The 21,102-nt window shown below is 54.7% G+C and carries 25 protein-coding genes and 1 pseudogene; 8 read left to right on the top strand and 18 right to left on the bottom strand.

All coding sequences use genetic code 11. The annotated features are described in order from the left end of the window. Window positions 1-10: 10 nt before the first annotated feature. Window positions 11-520: a PTS glucose transporter subunit IIA gene (crr, locus tag J1G48_RS06450; protein ID WP_000522253.1), complete on the top strand. Its 510-nt coding sequence runs from the start codon at window positions 11-13 to the stop codon at window positions 518-520. A 163-nt stretch (window positions 521-683) separates the two neighbouring features. On the opposite strand, the gene J1G48_RS06445 is transcribed toward crr, so the two are convergent. Both J1G48_RS06445 and pdxK read right to left on the bottom strand, forming a co-directional pair. Then, on the bottom strand, window positions 684-923 hold the full coding sequence (locus tag J1G48_RS06445; RefSeq protein WP_000844542.1) for a hypothetical protein: 240 nt from the start codon (window positions 921-923) through the stop codon (window positions 684-686). Next, window positions 920-1,786 carry a pyridoxine/pyridoxal/pyridoxamine kinase gene (gene pdxK, locus J1G48_RS06440; protein ID WP_000529613.1) on the bottom strand — a complete coding sequence of 289 codons (867 nt, stop codon included), beginning with the start codon at window positions 1,784-1,786 and terminating at the stop codon, window positions 920-922. Before pdxK ends, J1G48_RS06445 begins: the two co-directional genes overlap by 4 nt. A gap of 82 nt (window positions 1,787-1,868) precedes the next feature. Here pdxK and ptsJ point away from each other — a divergent pair, with 82 nt between their 5' ends. Genes ptsJ through J1G48_RS06425 form a run of 3 tightly spaced genes read left to right on the top strand, consistent with a single transcriptional unit; the run spans window position 1,869 to window position 4,337 of the window. Continuing rightward, complete coding sequence (ptsJ, locus tag J1G48_RS06435; RefSeq protein ID WP_000565114.1) at window positions 1,869-3,161, top strand: transcriptional regulator PtsJ; 1,293 nt, start codon at window positions 1,869-1,871, stop codon at window positions 3,159-3,161. Between the two features lie 14 nt (window positions 3,162-3,175). Next, window positions 3,176-3,895, top strand: coding sequence for a GMP synthase (locus J1G48_RS06430; RefSeq protein ID WP_001263753.1), 720 nt, complete (start codon window positions 3,176-3,178; stop codon window positions 3,893-3,895). Window positions 3,896-3,953: 58 nt separating this feature from the next. Continuing rightward, window positions 3,954-4,337, top strand: coding sequence for a YfeK family protein (locus tag J1G48_RS06425; protein WP_000710732.1), 384 nt, complete (start codon window positions 3,954-3,956; stop codon window positions 4,335-4,337). A 99-nt stretch (window positions 4,338-4,436) separates the two neighbouring features. Here J1G48_RS06425 and J1G48_RS06420 read toward each other — a convergent pair whose 3' ends face one another. From J1G48_RS06420 to J1G48_RS06370, 11 genes are all read right to left on the bottom strand, one after another. Continuing rightward, window positions 4,437-5,045, bottom strand: coding sequence for a tetratricopeptide repeat protein (locus J1G48_RS06420; protein ID WP_000666525.1), 609 nt, complete (start codon window positions 5,043-5,045; stop codon window positions 4,437-4,439). Between the two features lie 251 nt (window positions 5,046-5,296). Further along, window positions 5,297-6,208: a cysteine synthase CysM gene (gene cysM, locus J1G48_RS06415; protein ID WP_001093886.1), complete on the bottom strand. Its 912-nt coding sequence runs from the start codon at window positions 6,206-6,208 to the stop codon at window positions 5,297-5,299. Between the two features lie 67 nt (window positions 6,209-6,275). Continuing rightward, window positions 6,276-7,373 (bottom strand): sulfate/thiosulfate ABC transporter ATP-binding protein CysA, encoded by a 1,098-nt coding sequence (gene cysA / locus J1G48_RS06410; protein WP_000021063.1) that lies wholly within the window; start codon window positions 7,371-7,373, stop codon window positions 6,276-6,278. Then, the gene (gene cysW / locus J1G48_RS06405; protein ID WP_000852705.1) at window positions 7,363-8,238 is read right to left on the bottom strand and encodes a sulfate/thiosulfate ABC transporter permease CysW; all 876 of its coding nucleotides are present in this window, start codon (window positions 8,236-8,238) and stop codon (window positions 7,363-7,365) included. Before cysW ends, cysA begins: the two co-directional genes overlap by 11 nt. Continuing rightward, window positions 8,238-9,071, bottom strand: coding sequence for a sulfate/thiosulfate ABC transporter permease CysT (gene cysT / locus J1G48_RS06400; protein ID WP_000881744.1), 834 nt, complete (start codon window positions 9,069-9,071; stop codon window positions 8,238-8,240). The genes cysW and cysT overlap by 1 nt, the downstream gene beginning before the upstream one ends. Beyond that, window positions 9,071-10,087 (bottom strand): thiosulfate/sulfate ABC transporter substrate-binding protein CysP, encoded by a 1,017-nt coding sequence (gene cysP / locus J1G48_RS06395; RefSeq protein WP_000290272.1) that lies wholly within the window; start codon window positions 10,085-10,087, stop codon window positions 9,071-9,073. The genes cysT and cysP overlap by 1 nt, the downstream gene beginning before the upstream one ends. Before the next feature lie 157 nt (window positions 10,088-10,244). Continuing rightward, entirely contained in the window at window positions 10,245-11,036 is a 792-nt protein-coding gene (gene ucpA, locus J1G48_RS06390; RefSeq protein ID WP_000517460.1) for an SDR family oxidoreductase UcpA, read from the bottom strand. Between the two features lie 237 nt (window positions 11,037-11,273). Beyond that, window positions 11,274-12,173 (bottom strand): porphyrinogen peroxidase, encoded by a 900-nt coding sequence (yfeX, locus tag J1G48_RS06385; RefSeq protein ID WP_000084583.1) that lies wholly within the window; start codon window positions 12,171-12,173, stop codon window positions 11,274-11,276. A 94-nt stretch (window positions 12,174-12,267) separates the two neighbouring features. After that, window positions 12,268-12,843 (bottom strand): RpoE-regulated lipoprotein, encoded by a 576-nt coding sequence (locus J1G48_RS06380; protein ID WP_000838971.1) that lies wholly within the window; start codon window positions 12,841-12,843, stop codon window positions 12,268-12,270. Between the two features lie 61 nt (window positions 12,844-12,904). Beyond that, window positions 12,905-13,354, bottom strand: a complete 450-nt coding sequence (locus tag J1G48_RS06375; protein ID WP_000842940.1) for a DUF2919 domain-containing protein — start codon at window positions 13,352-13,354, stop codon at window positions 12,905-12,907. Beyond that, window positions 13,341-13,766 carry a GNAT family acetyltransferase gene (locus J1G48_RS06370; RefSeq protein WP_000406008.1) on the bottom strand — a complete coding sequence of 142 codons (426 nt, stop codon included), beginning with the start codon at window positions 13,764-13,766 and terminating at the stop codon, window positions 13,341-13,343. The genes J1G48_RS06375 and J1G48_RS06370 overlap by 14 nt, the downstream gene beginning before the upstream one ends. Window positions 13,767-13,978: 212 nt before the next feature. Between J1G48_RS06370 and amiA the strand changes: the two genes are divergently transcribed. The 4 genes and pseudogenes from amiA to J1G48_RS06350 all read left to right on the top strand — a co-directional run. Next, entirely contained in the window at window positions 13,979-14,848 is an 870-nt protein-coding gene (gene amiA, locus J1G48_RS06365; RefSeq protein ID WP_000102880.1) for an N-acetylmuramoyl-L-alanine amidase AmiA, read from the top strand. A 2-nt stretch (window positions 14,849-14,850) separates the two neighbouring features. Further along, window positions 14,851-15,750 (top strand): oxygen-dependent coproporphyrinogen oxidase, encoded by a 900-nt coding sequence (gene hemF, locus J1G48_RS06360; RefSeq protein WP_000801333.1) that lies wholly within the window; start codon window positions 14,851-14,853, stop codon window positions 15,748-15,750. A 20-nt stretch (window positions 15,751-15,770) separates the two neighbouring features. After that, window positions 15,771-16,100: a hypothetical protein gene (locus J1G48_RS06355; protein WP_001194343.1), complete on the top strand. Its 330-nt coding sequence runs from the start codon at window positions 15,771-15,773 to the stop codon at window positions 16,098-16,100. 54 nt (window positions 16,101-16,154) lie between these two features. Then, window positions 16,155-16,382 (top strand): annotated as a pseudogene (locus J1G48_RS06350) (DUF1963 domain-containing protein); the annotation flags it as partial. A gap of 166 nt (window positions 16,383-16,548) precedes the next feature. Here J1G48_RS06350 and eutR read toward each other — a convergent pair. Genes eutR through eutB form a run of 5 tightly spaced genes read right to left on the bottom strand, consistent with a single transcriptional unit; the run spans window position 16,549 to window position 21,101 of the window. Then, entirely contained in the window at window positions 16,549-17,601 is a 1,053-nt protein-coding gene (gene eutR, locus J1G48_RS06345) for an HTH-type transcriptional regulator EutR (protein ID WP_000753665.1), read from the bottom strand. 47 nt (window positions 17,602-17,648) lie between these two features. Continuing rightward, on the bottom strand, window positions 17,649-18,143 hold the full coding sequence (gene eutK / locus J1G48_RS06340; protein ID WP_000606265.1) for an ethanolamine utilization microcompartment protein EutK: 495 nt from the start codon (window positions 18,141-18,143) through the stop codon (window positions 17,649-17,651). A gap of 12 nt (window positions 18,144-18,155) precedes the next feature. Further along, window positions 18,156-18,815, bottom strand: coding sequence for an ethanolamine utilization microcompartment protein EutL (gene eutL / locus J1G48_RS06335; RefSeq protein WP_001111056.1), 660 nt, complete (start codon window positions 18,813-18,815; stop codon window positions 18,156-18,158). A gap of 9 nt (window positions 18,816-18,824) precedes the next feature. Beyond that, window positions 18,825-19,721: an ethanolamine ammonia-lyase subunit EutC gene (gene eutC / locus J1G48_RS06330; RefSeq protein ID WP_000372354.1), complete on the bottom strand. Its 897-nt coding sequence runs from the start codon at window positions 19,719-19,721 to the stop codon at window positions 18,825-18,827. Window positions 19,722-19,739: 18 nt separating this feature from the next. Next, a complete protein-coding gene (gene eutB, locus J1G48_RS06325; RefSeq protein ID WP_000769990.1) occupies window positions 19,740-21,101 on the bottom strand; it encodes an ethanolamine ammonia-lyase subunit alpha in 1,362 nt (453 codons plus the stop codon). Window position 21,102 lies beyond the last annotated feature (1 nt).

The following is a 21,102-nucleotide window of genomic DNA, read 5'->3' as shown; positions in this document are numbered from 1 at the left end:
GGAGAAGATCATGGGTTTGTTCGATAAACTAAAATCTCTGGTTTCTGATGATAAGAAAGACACCGGAACTATTGAGATTGTTGCCCCGCTCTCTGGCGAGATCGTCAACATCGAAGACGTGCCGGATGTAGTTTTTGCTGAAAAAATCGTTGGTGATGGCATCGCTATCAAACCAACCGGTAACAAAATGGTCGCCCCTGTTGACGGTACCATCGGCAAAATCTTTGAAACCAACCATGCGTTCTCTATCGAATCCGATAGCGGCATTGAGCTGTTCGTTCACTTCGGTATCGACACCGTTGAGCTGAAAGGCGAAGGCTTCAAGCGTATTGCTGAAGAAGGTCAGCGCGTGAAAGTTGGCGATCCGGTCATCGAGTTCGATCTGCCGTTGCTGGAAGAAAAAGCCAAGTCTACCCTGACTCCGGTTGTTATCTCCAACATGGATGAAATCAAAGAACTGATCAAACTGTCCGGTAGCGTGACCGTGGGTGAAACTCCGGTTATCCGCATTAAGAAGTAATTCTTGCCGCAGTGAAGAATGGCGCCTTTGGGCGCCATTTTTTTTGCCTGTAGGCCGAATAAGGCGCTTGCGCCGCCATCCGGCGATGGTGTGGCGCACTGCCTGATGGCGCTACGCTTATCAGGCCTACAAGGTTGCGAACATTTCAGCGCCAATCCACGGGTTACAACTGCGAGGTCACCGGGCGAAAGCACTTCTCGCGCATCAGGATCTTCATCCCCTCCGGGCCACTCTCCAGCATCCTGCGTTCGGAATCGGACACTTGCAACTCGCACTGATAGCCGCCAGTGATGCCAAACATCGCCCGCGCCACGCAGATATCTTCCAGCGCGTCCAGCCCGCTCGTTTCAAAATGCCCCACGATACGTCCCTGCTGGCGAACCACCAGCCGATAACTCTTCATCGCGCCTCCCCTGCCGGCGGCAGAATTAACTCATCACAGCCACACTGCTGTGTCCAGGTCATCACCTCCAGCACGCGCTGCGCCGCATCTTTTGCCGCGGTCGTCAGTTTTTTCCCCTGCACAATACCGCTGACCAGCTCGGCGCAGAAGAGATCTCCCGTCCCTTTTAACTCCGTCGCCACCCGCGGATGGGCAAAGACCTCCACGACCTGCGCAGTAACGACCGCAACCGTTATGGTCTCCAGAGACTCGCCCGGCGCGCTGGTGATAACCACCCATTTCAACGTATCGGAAAGCAGCGATTGCGCCGCCGCCACCGCCTCTTCCAGCGTGCGGCACGGTTTACCACTCAGCATCTCCAGCTCAAATACGTTCGGCGTTAGCCCCTGCGCCTGCGGCAACAAATGCGTGCGATAAGCCTGCGGAATTTCCGCCTGCACATACATTCCACTGTCGGTATCGCCAATGACCGGATCAACAAGAATACACACCTCCGGATGCGAAGCCCGGATCGCCATTAGCCACTTCGAAAGCAAGACAATTTGGTCTGCGCTGCCCATGTAACCGGTGGTAATCGCTTTTAATTCACGTAGCGCATCGCGCTCATTCAACGCCGTAAGGTAGCCTGCAAACCACTCGGCGGGAATAATGCCGCCATAAAAGGTTTTATAGTGCGGCGTATTGCTGAATAGCACCGTCGGGACCGCCGTCACGCGTAGTCCCTGCGCTTTAATGGCCGGAACAGCGATACTGTTGCCTACGCTGCCGTACACGACCTGTGACTGGACGGCGACGATATCGGTCTGTAATGCCCGATGGTTGTCGTCGAAGAGCACTGACTGAATATCACTCTCTTGTCCCATAGAATTTTCCTCTCGCTGGACAGCAGGCTACCGCCTCATTATCATTGTCATATGCTAAAATTCATTTTGTCATAGGTCAATAATGATCGACGGAAAAACCGCTAACGAAATTTTTGACAGTATCCGTCAACACATTATCGCCGGCACGTTACGGGCGGAGGATTCGCTCCCGCCGGTACGGGAGCTGGCAAGCGAATTAAAGGTGAACCGCAATACCGTCGCAGCGGCGTATAAACGGCTGATAACGGCGGGACTGGCGCAAAGTTTAGGCCGCAATGGGACGGTGATTAAAGGCAGTCCGTCTCCCGTAGCGCTGGAAGGCGGCGATCCGCATACGCCTCTGCACGACCTTTCCGGCGGCAATCCCGATCCGCAGCGTCTGCCTGACCTTAGCCGTTATTTTGCCCGTCTCAGCCGCACGCCGCATCTCTACGGCGATGCGCCCGTTTCCCCTGAACTACACGCCTGGGCGGCGCGCTGGCTACGGGATGCCACCCCCGTCGCAGGCGAAATTGATATCACCAGCGGAGCTATCGACGCCATTGAAAGACTGCTTTGCGCGCATCTGCTGCCGGGCGACAGCGTCGCGGTGGAAGATCCCTGTTTTTTAAGCAGTATCAATATGCTGCGCTATGCCGGTTTTAGCGCCAGCCCGGTCAGTGTGGATAGCGAAGGAATGCAGCCTGAAAAGCTGGAACAGGCGCTAAACCAGGGCGCGCGGGCAGTGATCTTAACGCCGCGCGCGCACAACCCTACCGGCTGTAGCCTGAGCGCTCGCCGTGCCGCTGCGCTGCAAAATATACTGGCGCGTTACCCTCAGGTAGTGGTCATTATCGACGATCACTTCGCCCTGCTTTCTTCGTCGCCCTGGCAGCCGGTTATTGCGCAGACAACGCAACACTGGGCGGTGATACGCTCCGTTTCCAAAACCCTCGGCCCCGATTTACGTCTTGCTATTGTCGCCAGCGACAGCGCGACCTCGGCAAAACTTCGGCTGCGGCTAAATGCCGGTAGTCAGTGGGTCAGCCATCTGTTACAGGATCTGGTCTACGCCTGCCTGACCGACCCTGAGTATCAGCACAGGCTGGCGCAAACGCGGCTGTTTTACGCCACCCGGCAACAAAAACTGGCCCGCGCCCTACAGCAATATGGCATCGCCATTTCTCCCGGCGACGGCGTGAATGCCTGGCTCCCGCTGGACACCCATAGCCAGGCTACCGCGTTTACGCTGGCAAAATCCGGCTGGCTGGTACGTGAGGGAGAAGCCTTTGGCGTAAGCGCGCCGTCTCACGGTCTACGTATCACGCTGTCGACATTAAATGACAGCGAGATCAACACGCTGGCGGCTGATATCCATCAGGCGCTAAATCGCTAACAGGAGAAAATAACGTGCGAGTTCATTTTGTTGTCCATGAGTCGTTTGAATCCGCTGGCGCTTATCTGAAATGGGCTGAAGATCGCGGTTATACCATTTCATGGTCGCGCGTCTATGCCGGAGAAGCGCTACCGCCCAATGCCGATGAGTTCGATATGCTCGTGGTATTTGGCGGTCCGCAGTCGCCGCGCACCACCCGCGAAGAGTGCCCGTACTTTGACTCTCGCGCCGAACAGCACTTAATTAATCAGGCGATTACGGCCCGGCGAATGGTTATCGGCATTTGTCTTGGTTCGCAGCTCATTGGCGAGGCGCTGGGCGCCGCGGTGTGCCAAAGTCCGGAAAAAGAGATTGGCCACTACCCTATTACGCTCACTGAAGCCGGTCTGCGGCATCCGCTTATCGCCCACTTTGGCTCACCGTTAACCGTCGGCCACTGGCACAACGATATGCCAGGACTCACCGATCAGGCGACCGTGCTGGCCGAAAGCGAAGGCTGTCCACGTCAGATAGTGCAGTACGGTAATTTTGTCTACGGTTTCCAGTGCCATATGGAATTTACCGTCGAGGCGGTTGAAGGATTAATCCAACATTCGCAGCAGGAGCTGGCCGACGCGCAAGGGAAGCGTTTTATCCGCTCGGTTGCCGAAATGCGCGCATGGAATTACCAGCAAATGAATGAAAAGCTGTGGCGTTTTCTGGATGAACTCACGCTGGCGCACTCACAAAAATAACCCCACCAGGAGTGCAACTTATTACCCGGCTAACGGTCTGAGGTGCAGTGATTATCGCATGAAAAAGGATTTTACCATGAAGAAAATTGTCTGCGCCGTCGTTGCGCTCCTGCTGACCCTACCCGCCTGGGCGAAGCTAAACGCCCACGAAGAAGCGCGCATTAACGCCATGCTGAATGCGCTGGCGCAGAAAAAGGATCTGACCTTCGTTCGTAACGGTGATGCGCATAACTGCGAGGAAGCCGTATCGCACCTGCGCTTAAAACTGGGTAACACGCGCAATCGTATCGACACCGCCGAACAGTTTATCGATAAAGTCGCGTCGTCGTCGTCCATCACCGGAAAGCCCTATATCGTTAAAATTCCCGGTAAAAGCGATGAAAACGCGCAGCCTTATTTACATGCGCTTATTGCGGAAACGGATAAAACGGTTGCGCCGTAAGGGAAGTAAACCGCAGCAATGAAGCTGGCGGTGCGCAATGGGTTATTCTCATGCAACAGACCTGCCAGGCAGATCTGTTGCTTAAAAAGTAGAGCAGGATTAACGCTTATAAGTACTCAAATCAATTGTCTGCTCGTTACACCGCCCTTCTTTCGTGTCGTATTTTTGCAGGTATTCCTTCGCCAGTTTCTCCGCCTGTTTTCGTTCATCGGAACTCATACTGTTCTCAAAACGTCCCCTGTCTATCAATCCCCATTTAGAACCTCGCGTCGCTGCTACCGTGAGCCATGCCCACGCCTGAACATATTCGTGTCGATAAGCATAAGTCGCACCAATATTTTGCTGGGCGGTACACTGACCCTTTTTAGCGGCATCCGTAAAATAGGCAAATGATTTTTCCATTATCCACTCTACTGAACGGTGCTCATCCTCGGGGGCAACATGTCCATGCTCATATAACACGCCCAGATTATTTGTCGCTTTTGCGCTCCCTTGAGCTGCAGCTTTTTGATACCAAAAAACGGCTTTCTCCACATCACGCTCCACACCATCGCCAATATGATATTTACGGCCCAGTTGAAACTGCGCATTCATATCCCCTCGATCTGCCTGTTGCTGTAACTCATCCAACGAGGTTTCTGCATAGGCAAGAGGGGCAATGGCGTAAAACAAACCGACAAAAATCAGTGTCCGGAAAGCAAATTTCATGAAATTAATTCCTTTAATTACGTAGCGTCATCATCCTTTTTGACGTGTTTTTATACCTAAAGATAGCTTTCTGTGTGTCTGATTCCGCACCATCGACAATGTGATATTTCCGGCCCAGTTGAAATTGTGCGGTCATATCCCTTTTGCAGTCACTTATCCAATGAGTTTCAGTTTGAACAGAGGAGACATGGTGCAACTAGCAGGAAAAACTGCGCTATTCCTGGTCAATTTCATAGCATTGGCGATCATATCTAAATCCCTGCCCCCTGGCTGAAATGCTCTTCACCAAACACGCCGGTCGAAAGGTAACGGTCGCCGCGATCGCAGATGATCGCCACCACTATCGCGCCGGGCGTGGCTCGTGCGACGCGTAACGCGCCCGCTACCGCGCCGCCGGAACTCACGCCGCAGAAAATGCCTTCACGAACGGCCAGTTCACGCATGGTGTTTTCGGCATCATTCTGATGAATATCCAGCACCTCATCTACCAGCGAGGCGTTAAAAATGCCCGGCATATATTCCGCAGGCCAGCGGCGAATGCCCGGAATACTGCTGCCCTCTTCCGGCTGTAGGCCAACGATGGTGACCGGTTTTTCCTGCTCGCGCAGAAAACGCGACACGCCGGTAATGGTGCCGGTCGTGCCCATGCTGGAGACAAAATGGGTGATGCGACCTGACGTTTGCCGCCAGATTTCCGGGCCGGTGGTCGTGTAGTGGGCGTAGGGATTATCAGGATTATTAAACTGATCGAGCAGTTTGCCCTCGCCTCGCTCAGACATAGCGAGCGCTAAATCGCGCGCCCCTTCCATTCCCTGCTCTTTAGTGACCAGAATCAGTTCCGCGCCATAGGCCCGCATTGCCGCCCGACGCTCCTGGCTCATGTTGTCTGGCATCAACAGCTTCATGCGATAACCTTTCAGCGCGGCGATCATCGCCAGCGCAATGCCAGTGTTGCCGCTGGTCGCTTCAATCAGGACATCGCCCGGTTTAATTTCCCCGCGCTTTTCCGCCTCGACAATCATCGATAGCGCCGCGCGATCTTTCACCGATCCTGCCGGATTATTGCCTTCCAGCTTGACCCAGATTTCACTGCCGTTATCCGGCCCCAGACGTTGTAATTTGACCAGCGGCGTATTGCCGATGGTTTGTTCTAATGTATTCACGTTTTCAGCTCGTAAAAAAGCCCGGTATGCGTAGCGCCACCGGGCGATAACTATACAAATTAACCTATCAGGCCGATTGCGCCAGAGCAAGTTCCTCTTCACGCGTTTCAATACGCTGGTCGCCGTTATACAGACGCGCTTTTTGCAGTCCAACAAACAAACGCTCGCCGCGAACCGGAACATCCTCACCCGCCATCACCACCGTCAGCGGATCGTGATACCACCCCAGCGGCTGCACCACTAGCTGTGTATAGTGACCTTTCGGGCTGGCCTCAATGACCTGTACTGGTAGCGGAGAATCCAGGCTGGTGCGGCGGCTAATATCCACCTCCCACGGACGCAGGAACAGATCGACCGGCCCCTGGTACGCGGGCGTATAACCCAGCGGCCAGCGATGCGCGCCAACGTGAAACTGCCCGCCGCGGACGGTGCCTGTCAGGCGGTTCACCTCGCCCATAAACTCCAGTACGAAGCGGGTTGCCGGTTCACGCCACACCCGATCCGGCGCATCAGCCTGTTCGATATTGCCCTGACTCATCACCACCACCCGATCCGCCACTTCCGTCGCTTCTTCCTGATCGTGGGTGACAAAGACGCTGGTGAATTTCAGTTCTTCATGTAGCTGGCGCAACCAGCGACGTAACTCTTTACGTACCTGGGCATCCAGCGCGCCAAAGGGTTCATCCAGCAGTAGAATTTGCGGTTCTACGGCAAGCGCGCGCGCCAGCGCCACACGCTGTTTTTGTCCGCCGGAAAGCTGGGCGGGGAAGCGATCCGCGAGGTGCGCCAGTTGCACCATCTCCAGTAATTGCATCACTTTCGTTTTAATCGCCGCCGCAGTTGGACGGTCGCGTCGCGGCAGCACCGTCAGGCCAAAAGCAATGTTGTCAAACACCGTCATATGGCGAAACAGCGCATAGTGCTGAAACACAAAACCGACTTTACGCTCACGCGCGTGCAGGCGGCTAACGTCCGTACCGTGGAAACGAATATGGCCGCTGGACTGATGCTCCAGCCCGGCAATAATGCGCAGCAGCGTCGTTTTGCCGGAACCTGACGGCCCCAACAAGGCAACCATCTGGCCGGAAGGAATATCCAGCGAGATATCATTTAGTACCTGAGTACGACCAAACGATTTCTTAATTCTGGCGATCTCAATGCTCATGATTTTCCTCCTGTTGCGCGCGTTTTTCCTGATTCTCCAGACGCCATTGCAACATGCTCTTCAAAAACAGGGTAATAATCGCCATTAGCGTCAACAATGCGGCGGCGGTAAAGGAGCCGACGGTGTTGTAGTCCTGCTCCAGTAATTCAATCTGTAACGGTAGCGATAACGTTTCGCCGCGAATCGAGCCGGACACCACCGACACCGCGCCAAACTCGCCAATCGCGCGGGCGTTGGTTAATACCACGCCGTAGAGTAGCGCCCAGCGAATATTCGGCAACGTCACGCGGCGAAACATTTGCCAGCCGGATGCGCCCAGCAAAATAGCCGCCTCATCTTCCTGACTGCCCTGGCTGAGCATTACTGGCACCAGTTCGCGCACCACAAACGGACAAGTGACAAAAATAGTGACCAGTACCATCCCCGGCCAGGAGAACATCATTTGTAAATTATGCTCATCCAGCCAGCCGCCCAACGGGCCGTTGGAACCATAAAACAGCAGATAAACCAGACCGGCCACCACCGGCGAGACGGCAAAGGGAATATCCAGCAGGGTCAGCAGTAGCTGACGTCCGGGGAAGTTAAAGCGCGTCACCAGCCACGCCAGCAGAATGCCGAACACCAGATTCACCGGCACTGCGATCAAGGCAATCAACACCGTCAGCCAGATGGCGTGCAGCATGTCCGGATCGGCCAGATTTTGCAGTACCGGCATTAACCCTTTGCTGAACGCCTGCACGAAGATGTAAATCATCGGCACCAGCAGGATAAACGCCGAAACCAGCATCCCGACGCCAATCAAAAACCATTTTCCCCAGTTAATGCGGGGGACGTCGTATCGCTTCAATTGAGTCACTTCCGCCATTAATGACCTACCACACGTCGACCAAAGCGACTTTGCAGAGTGTTAATTGAGAACAGCAGCAGCAAGGATGCCGCAAGGATCACCGAGGCAATGGCGCTGGCGGCGGGGTAATCAAACTCCTGCAAACGCACAAAAATCATCAGCGAGGTCACTTCTGTTTTCCAGGCGATATTTCCGGCGATAAAAATCACCGCGCCAAACTCGCCCAGGCTACGGGTAAAAGAGAGCGCCACGCCGGCAATCAGCGCAGGCGACAGCTCAGGCAGCACGACTTTGCGAAAACTTTGCAGCCGGGTGGCCCCCAGCGTTTGTGCCGCTTCTTCATATTCCGGCCCCAACTCTTCCAGTACCGGCTGGACGGTGCGCACCACAAATGGAATGCTGGTAAAGGCCATCGCCACCGCAATACCGAGCCAGGTATAGGTCATTTTGATATCAAACTGCGCAAGAAACTGACCGTAGAAACCGTTCACTGAGAACAGCGAGGCCAGCGTTAACCCCGCCACCGCTGTCGGCAGCGCAAACGGCAGATCCATCAGCGCATCCAGCAACGTGCGCCCTGGAAAACGGTAGCGGGTTAAAATCCACGCCATCAGCAGGCCAAACACGCCGTTAAAAATCGACGCTACAAATGCCGCCAGTAGCGTCACTTTATAGGCAGCCACCACCTGTGGGTTGGTCACGACATCCCAGTATTGCGCCCAGCTCATCTGTGAGAGCTGCATCACCAGCGCGCTCAACGGCAACAGTAGGATCAGGCAGACAAACAGCAAACTGGTGCCGAGGCTTAACGTAAAGCCGGGCAGCACGCGTCGGGAAGAAACGGCAAGCATTACTTACGCCCCGCCGCCAATAGTTTGTCCAGCTCGCCGCCGCTGGCAAAGTGCGTTTTCATCACTTCCGGCCAGGAACCAAACTTGTCTTCCACGCGGAACAGTTCGGTCTGCGGGAATTTATCTGCTTGCTTGCCCATGATTTCCGGGTTATTCACGCGGTAGTAGAAATCGGTAATGATGGTCTGCGCCTGCGGGCTATACAGCCAGTTCAGGTAAGCTTTGGCGGCTTTTTCTGTGCCGTTGGCCTGCACGTTTTTATCCACCCAGGCGACCGGGAATTCAGCAAGAATGTTCGTTTTCGGGATCACCACTTCAAATCCCTGGGCTTCATATTGTTTGCGGATGTTGTTCACTTCCGATTCAAAACTAATCAGCACATCGCCCAGACCACGCTCGGCAAAGGTAGTCGTAGCGCCGCGGCCGCCGGTATCAAACACTTCGACGTTTTTCAGGAACTGGGTCATAAACTGTTCGGTTTTGGCTTTATCGCCGCCGTCCGCGTTATCCGCCGCGCCCCATGCCGCCAGATACGTGTAACGGGCGTTGCCGGAGGTTTTCGGGTTAGGGAAAATCAGCTTCACGTCGGAACGTACAAGATCGCTCCAGTCGTGAATATTTTTCGGGTTCCCCTTGCGCACCAGGAAGCCCATCGTGGAATAGAATGGCGAACTGTTGTTCGGCAGACGGCTTTGCCAGTCGGCAGGGATCAGTTTGCCTTTATCATGGAGAATCTGTACGTCGGTCACCTGATTGTAGGTGACGACGTCTGCCTTCAGTCCCTGCAAAATCGCCAGCGCCTGTTTTGATGACCCGGCATGAGACTGCTTAATCGTCAGCTTATCGCCGCCGTTATCCTTCGCCCATTGTTGCTCAAACGGCGGGTTAAGGGCGGCAAACAGCTCGCGGGAGACATCGTATGAGCTGTTCAGCAGCTCCGTTGCCTGCGCCTGCCCTGCCAGTAACAGCATTGCTGCCAGCGTCAGGGGTCTCTTTTTCAGTAAATTAACGGCCATTGCGCACCCTTATAAATTTAATGACTTTCTTATGGTCATCATATTTATAACCAGCGCTAAAGGAGTAACGGTTTTATATACCGTTTGATGATTTGAAAGTTGAAAAGGGAATAAGAGAATCCCTCCCCACGCGGCGTGAGGAGGAGACCGGCATCAATCAGACGCCTACGCTTACGCTTTCAGGCAGGGTACTGCCGCCATCAATGACGTTTTGCGTTCCGGTAAGATAGCTGGACTCATCGGAAGCCAGAAATGCCGCCAGTTCCCCTACTTCCAGTGGATCGGCAAGGCGGCGTAGCGGAATGGCTTTTGCCATTTCCGTTAATACCGACTCCGGATCGTCAGGATTAGACTGACGGGCAATGCTTTCCGCCATCGGCGTTCTTACATAACCGGGGCAAATGGCATTCACGCGAATACCGGACTGCGCATACTCTACCGCCAGCGATTTGGTTAAACCGACAATGGCGGCTTTTGACAGCGCATAGGCCGTTTCACCCGGGTCCGCCACCATATCTCCCGTGACGGAAGACATCATCACAATGCGGCCATCTTTACGTTTAATCATCTCCGGCAGGACGGCTTTGGTGACGTTCCAGACACCTTTAATATTAATATCAATGTGGAAATCGCGATCTTCTTCACTCATATCGAGGAAGTTGCCCAGACGGCACACGCCAGCGTTATTCACCAAAATATCAATTCTACCTTCAGTCTCTTTGGCGCGCGCAACCGCCGCCTGCACCGAAGCAAAATCTCTGACGTCAGCCTTAACGGCAGTACAGCGATGCCCGCGCCCGCCCAGCTCATCCGCCAGTTTTTCAATCTCATCGGAGATATCCAGCAAGATTAAGTTCGCGCCGTGGCGTGCGAATACGCGAGCGATCCCTTCGCCAATGCCCTGCGATGCGCCCGTAATCAATGCTGTCTTGCCCGTGAGTTTACCCATTTTCAATGTCTCCTTTTGAATATGGAGTCTTACACTCCATTAACACTGAAAATACAGTAATAACAAATAAGTGCTGAGGAATAGCTCACTAATTCAGGTAAATATTAGGTAAAAAAATCCCCGCGGAGGCGGGGATGGGCATTTTTATGCTGTTCTGCCTGATGACGCTGCGCTTATCAGGCCTACCAATCGTAGGTCGAATAAAGCGTTTGCGCTGCCATCCGACAGGGTTTTACCTTATAGCGCTAACAGGCGATCCAGCGACGGCGCAAAATAGTAGCCGCCAGTCACCGGTTTGGTGAAGCGCAGCATTGCGTCGCGTTTACCGTCGGTATCGCCGAACATACTCAGAAGCTGCTGTTCGATATTGTGCAGGCGTGCGCAGTAAGCGCAGAAATAGAGACCATGAGTACCGCTGGCGGTGCCGTATGGCAGGCTCTGACGCACAATCTTCAGCCCTTTGCCATCTTCTTTCAGATCGACGCGGCTCAGGTGAGATGTTGCCGGACGCGCATCGCCGTCAATCTCTTCATTGGCTTCTTTGGTACGCCCGATCATCATCTCCTGATCGTGAATACTCATCCGGTTAAGTTGCTTGAGATTGTGTTCCCAACGCTGCACGAACACATAACTGCCGCCGGCATCCACGCCATCTTTGATCACCGCCACTTCACGACGCGTCTCTTCGCCTGCCGGGTTCTCTGTCCCGTCGACAAAGCCGCTCAGATCGCGTTCTTCCACCCAACGGAAGCCGTGAACTTCTTCTTTCACGTCGATACAGTCGCCGAAGGCTTCCATCGCCGCCTGAGCAACAGAAAAATTCACATCGTGGCGCAGGGAAAGGATATGGATCAGCACGTCATACTGCGTGGCCGGCGCCAGCCCTTTACCATAAGGAATAAAATCTTTCAGTTCTTCCGCCCCGACGCCGCCACTCAGGGCACGCCAGGTATTGTTGCCAAACGCCACAACGGCCCCAAGATGGGCGTCCGGAAATTTGACTTCGAAGGTCGCCAGTTTATCGGCAAATGTTCTGCTGGCCGCGCGCAGGGCGTCCAGGTCGCCTTTTACATTGGCTTCAATCCAAATTGCCGCACGGCAATGTTCCGGCAAAATGCCACTTTGAACCTGAGACATGATTCCTCCTGAAAATGAGAATGCCACGCAGTCGTGGCATTAATGGAGGCTATTTTACCTTGTTTTTAAGCGAAGCGGTTTGTTCAGGCGCAAATTAACGACGCCAGATAATTTTGCGCACGTCCCAGTTTTTTAAGACGTCATCAGGAGGCATTAAGCCTTCCGGTCCGCTCCACTCGCCGGAGAAAACATAGCTAATATGCTGACTTCCCTCGGCTTTACACTCGACGCTGGTATGGCTATCGCTGGAAACCGGCTCGCAGTGACCAAACGCTTTGCTGTAAAGGTCGCTAAACGGCGTACCGATTTTGCCCCCCGCGGCGGTTGGGATATCGCTGTCCAGCACATCAATACGGCTCACGGTTCCCTGCTCGCCGTTGATCACCATCGCGACGCTGTCGCCCTTCATCGCTTCGAAAAAGCGCACCACGTTGCCGTTATCGGTTTTCATACCGCTACGCAGGCGATAATCGCCATCTAATGCCTCTGCAATAGCCGGCTCTTCCAGCGGCGTGGCGGCGGTCAGCGCTCCCACGCCTTGCTCAGTGACTTCTGTCGAGGAACCAAACCAGTTCCATGGATTTGCGGCAGACCAGTTGACCGAGGAGAGCGTTGAGCAGCCGGTCAGCGCCAGCGGCAGTGCGAGTAAAGTCAAACGCAGCGATTTCATCTCACTTCCTTTCTTTTATTAATTAACGTTGGTTGGAGTGCGGGTTCGCCAAAAAGTGCCGTTATTCTTTCTCAAGGGAAAAACAGGCACGCAAACGTTGATTGGTTAACAGCCAGATCAGCGCGACGATGTCCGCCAGCAGCAGCGCCAGCCCGACGCCGTTGACCGGGTCGCCACCCAGCCACATCACCGGCAGCCAGCACAACGACACCAGTTGAGCAAGGATCAGGAGTCCGCGCAGCCAGCGCCACACACCAGGAACCGCTTCACGCCGCCCGCTGAGTAAAAATGCCACTACCGCCGGAACGCCGGGCAACAGCCCCAGCCAAAAATTGTCATGGTCGGGATAAAAAAAGTTTAACAAAGTATTACCCTGTCCACGGGATGAACCGGCAATGACAAAGAGTACCCAGGCGCGCGCCTGAAGTAACAGTACGCACCAGAACAGAAACGGCAGGCGTAAACGTCCGTGTACATCATAATCGGCTGGATGAAACTCAGTACTCTTCATCTTCAATCAGGCGTTTACCCAAACTTAGGGCGTCAGAATGCTCATACCCCAGACGTTCATACATGCCCAGCACAACGTCGTTATCATCGCGCACCATAATTTGGATTTTCGGACACCCGCGGGCGATGAGTTTTTTTTCCAGCCGGTTAAGCAACGCATTCGCAATGCCGCGCCCGCGGAACTCCGGGTGAACGCCCAGGTAATACGCCGAGCCGCGATGCCCGTCATAACCGCCCATTACCGTACCGACGACTTCGCCGCTAACTTCCGCAACGAGGAACAAGCTGACATCGTGATTCACCTTGCGTTCAATATCCATTTCAGGATCGTTCCATGGACGCAGCAGGTCGCAACGCTCCCAGAGGGTAATCACCTCTTCGAAATCTTCCTGGCGAAAAACGCGTATTTCCATGGTATTCGTTGCCTTTTCGGGTGGAAAAACCAAGATTATGGCGCAAACATCTGATTCAGCCAATATCTGACGCGATGTAGCGGAAAAAATGGCATAATGGCGATGTGTCACGTATTGAAATGAAAAGTAAAACAATTCTCATCACCAACCGTCGTAACGGATTACGCGATACGATATAACATCTTGAACTTAATTTTCACAACTCAGGCCGTATGAGCACTTTTAAACTCCTAAAAACTCTCACATCGCGCCGCCAGGTACTCAAAACAGGTCTGGCGGCCCTGACGCTGTCAGGTATGTCGCACGCAATAGCCAAAGAAGAAACGCTAAAAACCAGTAATGGTCACAGCAAACCCAAAACCAAAAAAACCGGCAGTAAACGGCTGGTGATGCTCGACCCCGGACACGGCGGCATCGATACCGGCGCGATTGGCCGCAACGGTTCTCAGGAAAAACACGTCGTACTGGCAATTGCCAAAAACGTGCGCGCTATTTTGCGAAATCACGGAATCGATGCGCGTTTAACCCGGACAGGGGATACCTTTATTCCGCTGTACGATCGGGTGGAAATCGCCCATAAGCACGGTGCGGATCTGTTTATGTCTATTCATGCCGATGGTTTTACTAACCCGAAAGCAGCGGGCGCTTCCGTTTTTGCGCTTTCCAACCGCGGGGCCAGTAGCGCCATGGCGAAGTATCTCTCCGAGCGTGAAAACCGCGCGGACGAAGTGGCGGGTAAAAAAGCCACTGACCGGGATCATCTATTACAACAAGTTTTGTTTGATCTGGTGCAAACCGATACGATTAAAAACAGTCTGACGCTGGGTTCGCATATTCTCAAGAAAATCAAACCTATACATAAATTACACAGCCGCACTACCGAACAAGCGGCTTTCGTGGTGCTAAAATCACCGTCAATTCCGTCGGTGCTGGTCGAAACCTCGTTTATTACCAATCCGGAAGAAGAACGCCTGCTGGGCACGACGGCGTTTCGCCAGAAAATCGCTACGGCGATCGCCAACGGCATCATCAGTTATTTTCACTGGTTTGATAATCAGAAAGCACACACGAAGAAACGGTAATCATGAAACCCGATGCACATCACGTAAAACAGTTTCTGCTACGCCTGCAGGATGATATTTGCCAAAAGTTATCCGCTGTGGATGGCGCAAACTTTGTCGAAGATAGCTGGCGACGCGAAGCGGGCGGCGGCGGACGCAGCCGGGTATTACGCAACGGCGGGATTTTCGAACAGGCGGGCGTTAATTTCTCTCACGTTCACGGCGATGCAATGCCCGCGTCCGCCACCGCGCATCGGCCAGAACTCGCCGGGCGTAGCTTTGAAGCGATGGGCGTATCGCTGGTGGTGCATCCGCACAATCCGTATATTCCCACCAGCCATGCTAACGTGCGCTTTTTTATTGCCGAAAAACCGGGCGCCGATCCGGTATGGTGGTTTGGCGGCGGGCTCGATTTAACGCCCTACTACGGCTTTGAAGAGGATGCCGTTCACTGGCACCGCACCGCCCGCGACCTGTGCCAGCCGTTTGGTGACAATGTGTATCCGCGTTATAAAAAGTGGTGCGATGACTACTTTTTCCTCAAGCATCGTAACGAGCAGCGCGGTATCGGCGGCCTGTTTTTTGACGATTTGAATACGCCGGATTTCGACCACTGTTTTGCTTTTATGCAGGCGGTCGGTAACGGCTACACCGAGGCGTATTTACCGATTGTCGAACGACGCAAAGCGATGGTCTGGGGAGAGCGGGAGCGTAATTTTCAACTTTATCGCCGCGGTCGCTACGTGGAGTTCAATCTGGTATGGGACAGAGGCACCCTGTTTGGTCTGCAAACCGGCGGGCGCACTGAATCTATCCTGATGTCGATGCCGCCGCTGGTGCGCTGGGAGTACGACTGGCAGCCGGAAGCGGGTAGCCCGGAAGCGGCGCTGAGCGAGTTTATTCAGGTACGCGACTGGATTTAACTTATTTATAAAGTAAAACAATGCAAACAAATACACGGAAAGTAGTAACCAGTGACGCCAAATGGCATCCCCATCTGGGTATAAGTTTTATTGGCTGCCTGCTTGCCATTACGCTAGAAATATATTTTGAAGAAAGAATATTCATCCCTCATAGCGGAGGGGTGAGCTTCGGTCTGATCGTGCTTCTGGTTATCAATATGGTGACCATCCCTGTGGTCATGGCCCTGATAGCATTACTCTGCTTTATTATTCATATTCCGCGTAAAAGCGTTAACTGTATCTTGCTATGCCTACTGGCATGTATTTTGACGATAGCCGGTTTGTTTATCGCCTATCCGGTTGGTCGTTGAATAAAAGCAGGCTCGTAGAAATAAACGAGTTCATTGTAGATAAAGAATTCGGTAATTCGCATTCTGACCTGGTAGTGTTGTACGGCATATAACACCGTTTTCGCCACGGCCGTTCCTAATTCACCCACGACCTTCTCACAGCTCGGCGGCCACCCGGCCTGGGTTCAGGATGCGGAATATCCAACGTGCCCAACGTGCGCGCAAACGATGATGTTCCTCGCACAAATAAGTTATGAAGATATTGAGAAATATGCCGATGGGATGCTTTACGGGTTTATCTGCGGAGACAAAATTGCGCGCGCTTCCCCGGAGGCGGCGCTGGCGCGCCTTGTCCGGGCTACCAACCACAGACAGCAGCGTATCCGTAGGCCCGGTAAGGCGCCAGCCGCCACCGGGCAATTCCCGACACGCGCACGTTATCAGCAACCGGAGAGCCTACCCATCAATATCAAGCCCATTGCCGCATCCGTTGATGCAGCGTCAACGACGGTTTTTCGGCAAATAATTGCTGATAATCGGTGGCAAATTGCCCCAAATGCCAGAATCCCCACTGCATCGCGGCATCTTTCACCGTGGCGCTCTGCGACCACGGGCTAATCAGTTCCCGGCGTACCGCGTTTAAGCGAATACGTTTCAGCCACGCATTGGGGCCAATGCCCAAAATGGCGTGAAACGCATTTTGCAGCGTGCGACGGCTTACGTGTAGCTGGTTACATAAGTCGAGCACCGTCAGCGGCTCCGACATATTTTCCAGCACATATTCCCGCGCCCGCGACAGTAGCCTACGATATCCCTGATGGCTGATGCTTTCGGCGCTATGAATCGGCTTCGCCTCTTCCAGCATCGTGCCCATCGCCAGCAACAAATTATCACTCAAGACCTTACGCACCGCAGGTTGATGCAGGGTTTCAGGACTCTCGCTAAAGGTGGCCAGCGCCTGCTGCACAAAGCCCCACAGCGCCGCTTTATGCTGCTCTTTTACCTCCAGCGCTAACTGGTTACGTAGCATATGCAGCACCCTTTCCGGGTTATGCAAAAACGTGGCCTGACGGGAAATAACATCTTCCGAGATAACGACGCCCAGAATGGTGTAATCATCCGGCGTACTCAGTTCAAACTCGGTGCCTCCCGGTCGGGTGGCAATCTCGGCGCTGCCGAGCCCCTGCGCGCCGATAAATCCCTGTTCGCCGCGCGTCGCCGGAATACCAAACCAGAAAGAGTTTGGCCAAACCAGACACGACTGACGCAGCGCCAGGCCGGTGTATTCACGGAACACCTGAATCTCATCAAGCAGGATTTCCGTGAACTCGCCATGAAATTTACCCGGGTGTAACTGATCGTAGATCTGCTGCCAGGCGGTGATAGTCAGAGCATGTTCATAGACATCCGTCGTCCGTCGCTGATGAACATTGTCCACCTCGACTCTGGGCGTAAGTTTAACGTCTTCGGGTAACGCTTCATGATAAAGATGGTGCAAATTCGCTGTACGGGTCTTTTTCATGATCTTCTATGCCGGACGCCCGCCAGGACGCCCGGCCCTCCGACAGATTAATTTTTGATGCGATAGCGACTACTGCGTTTACGCAACGCTCCGTCAGAAAAGAGTTGTTCCAGCACGTTTCTGGCCTGCTCCAGCGGCCAGCCAAAATGCGCGGCAACCTCTCCCGCCGTCATTCCCTGGCGTACTGATGCCAGCAGCGCCAGTAACGCCTCAGCGAACTCAGGCGTTGCGGGTGCCTGGGGCGCTTTCTCAGTCGGCGTTGTCGCACGCGCAAACCCGCCAATCAGCCACTGGGTGTCCTCTTCCGGACGACCAATTTCTTTGCGACTAATCACACGGCCTGTGCGCTGCGCGGCGGCGCTTCCGGCATCCAGCGCCGCACGACACGCCGCCAGATCGCCCTCCACCACCAGCGTGAGCCTGCCAGGGTCGAGCACTTGATGACTGAGCAAACGCACGTTGGCCGCTTTCAGCATGGCATCCGCCGCATCGACGGCGGCGACCATTCCGTCCACTTCCAGTAATCCCAGGGCATTGATCATTGGCAGCCTCCGTTACGCACGCTGGACAGGGTTACGGGCAATATCCAGCACGGCGTCGGTAAAGGCGTTGCAGGCGGCTTTACACGCGGCCTGGCTTCCCGTTAAGAACGCGGCCGAATAGTTGGTTTCCGACGGCGGCGGCACGTAAGTCACCAGTTGAACGTCAGCGGATTTCATCGCCGCGTCAATGCCGAATGTCGCTTCCAGCGGCGGCGCCACCAGATAGGCCATCGGATCGCCCAGCGCGATACCTGCGGTAGACGAGAGGTACGAGCCGGTACGCGAAACCACATGCGCCAGGAATGCGGTATTTTCCGCATCGTTCGCCCACTGGAACGCCGCGCCGTTTTCAATGCTGGCGACCATTGCATCCAGACCGGCGCGCACTTCCGCCGGGTTCGGTCCGCCCAGCATAATCAACACCTCACCAGCGGTAGGCGACGGCCCGTGAGCCGCCCCGGCATAGAGGGAGCGGCCATAGACTACTTCCACCATCGCCTGTTTGGTCGCTTCGTCAGCGGCAATATAGGTCACATCATCAGAATCTGCCGTGATGAGTCCGAGGCTACGTATATGTGGCGGTAATTTAAGTTCCCGCGCAAAGCCGTCATTCACGGAGGCAATCACGCGCATGGCAGTCACTGAAGGTCGAATCAAATCTAATGCAGGCATGATGTCTCCTTAACGGGTCATGTTGATGCCGGACGCTTTCTGCTCCAGCATCCGTTTGGCCAAATCCACAATCACGGCGGCGGCTTCTACTGGCGGCGTCCCCCCCTGATGAATGTTTGAAATACAGGTTCTGTCGGCCTCGACGGTGGTCGCCACGCGCGGGGAATAGACCGCGTAGCAGGAGAGGCTTTCCGACTGCCCCAGCCCCGGACGTTCGCCCACCAGCAGGATGACGACCTTCGCGCCGAGAATTTCGCCAATCTGATCTTCAATCTTCACACGGCCATAGCGCACAAAGAACGGCGTGCCGACGTTCAGCCCGGCCTGCTTCAGACCAGCAAGCAGCGGCGGCAGGATCTCTTCATAGTTGGCGGTGATCGCATCCGTAGAGAGGCCATCGGAGACCACTACCTGCACATCCGGGTTCATCACGCACTGCGACTTCAGCGCGTCAATGGCTTCCGGGCTCAGACGACGCCCCATATCCGGGCGCGTCAGGTACAGGTTTTTGTCGCTGATCTCCGAACGCACTTCCAGCAGCCCTTGCGCTTTTACCCACTCTTCCGGCACTTCTTTGAGCACGGTATCTTTCGAACGGGAGTGATCCGCCAGGAAGCGCAACAGCGCCTGGGTGCGCGGACGCGGCCCGGCACGCCCCGTACAGACGCGTGCCGCAGTACTGCGACGCAGTTCGGTCAGCACGTCCGCACGATGCGGATTCTCGACGCCAATCCAGGCTTTTGCCTCTGCGGAACCTAAATCCAGCGCGCAGCTTTCGGTCACCGTCGGCGCGGCGCACTGCGGCTTTGCGCCTTCCTGCGTTGACGGCGCGACGGGCTGCGGTACGTCCTGTCCCATTGACGCCATCACGCTACGTACAATTTCTTCAATCTGTTTTTGATCCATGGTGTTATCCCCGCGTCATCAGAAGAACAGTGACGGATCGCCCGCCCGTTTGGTCAGACGACCGTTTGCCATAATGCCCATCGTTTCCAGCCAGCGTTCAAACTCCGGCGACGGCCGTAAATTCAGCAACTGACGGACGGTGGCGGTATCGTGGAAAGCGGTGGTCTGGTAGTTGAGCATGATGTCGTCGCCGAGCGGCATCCCCATGATGTAGTTACAGCCGGCAGTGGCGAGCAGAATCATCAGGTTTTCGTTAAGGTTCTGGTCGGCGTCGGCATGGTTGGTATAGCAGCAGTCGCAGCCCATCGAGATGCCGCTCAGCTTGCCCATAAAGTGATCTTCGAGACCGGCGCGGATAATCTGCCTGTCGTTGTAGAGATATTCCGGCCCGATAAAGCCCACCACGGTGTTCACCAGGAACGGATCGTAGTGGCGCGCCAGCCCGTAGTTACGCGCTTCCATTGTCACCTGGTCGGCACCAAAGTTCGCGCCAGCCGACAGCGCCGAGCCCTGTCCGGTTTCAAAGTACAGGCAGTTTTCCCCGGCGATGCGGTTGAACTCCGCCCCCACGGCCCGCGCTTCATCGAGCATAGCCAGCTCGACGCCGAACTCTTTTAAGCCCTTCTCGCTGCCGCAAATGCTCTGGAAAATCAGTCCGCCCGGCGCGCCGCGGCGAATCGCTTCAATCTGGGTGGTGACATGCGCCAGCACGCAGCCCTGGGTCGGAATATTGAATTTATCGATAACGCCGTAAACGGTGTCGAGCACGCGGGTCAGGTTCTCCACGTCATCGGTCACCGGGTTAACGCCGATCACCGCATCGCCTGCGCCGAAAGAAAGCCCTTCGTAGATTTGCGCGGCGATACTCTGTACATCGTCACGGGTATCGTTCGGCTGCAAACGGCAGCTAAAGGTGCCCGGAATACCGATGGTGGTATTGGCTTTTTTGATCACCGGCATTTTCTTGCCGCCGTAGATCAGGTCAGCGTTGGAGCAGATTTTCGCTACTGCCGCCACCACTTCGGAGGTCAGCCCTTTGCGGGTAAACGCGATGTCGTCCACGGAGGTTTCATCGCTCAGTACGTATTCGCGCAGTTCGCTGATGCTCCAGTTTTTAATCCGGTTATAGGCCGTTTCGTTGACGTCATCCTGAATCAGGCGCGTCACGCAGTCCTCTTCATAGGCAATCACCGGATTGTTGCGGATATCCGCCACCGTCATTTCCGACAGTACCTGTTTTGCCGCTACGCGCTCCTGCGAACTTGCCGCGGCAACCCCGGCCAGCACATCCCCCGAACGCAGTTCGTTGGCTTTAGCCAGTACCTCTTTTACATCCTTAAACTGATAAACATTGCCGAACAATGTGGTCTTTAGTTTCATA

Source organism: Salmonella sp. SAL-020, from assembly GCF_017372215.1.
GTDB classification, from domain to species: domain Bacteria; phylum Pseudomonadota; class Gammaproteobacteria; order Enterobacterales; family Enterobacteriaceae; genus Salmonella; species Salmonella enterica.
Note: the sequence above shows the minus strand (reverse complement) of the source record. Positions and strands in the feature narration are given on the sequence as shown.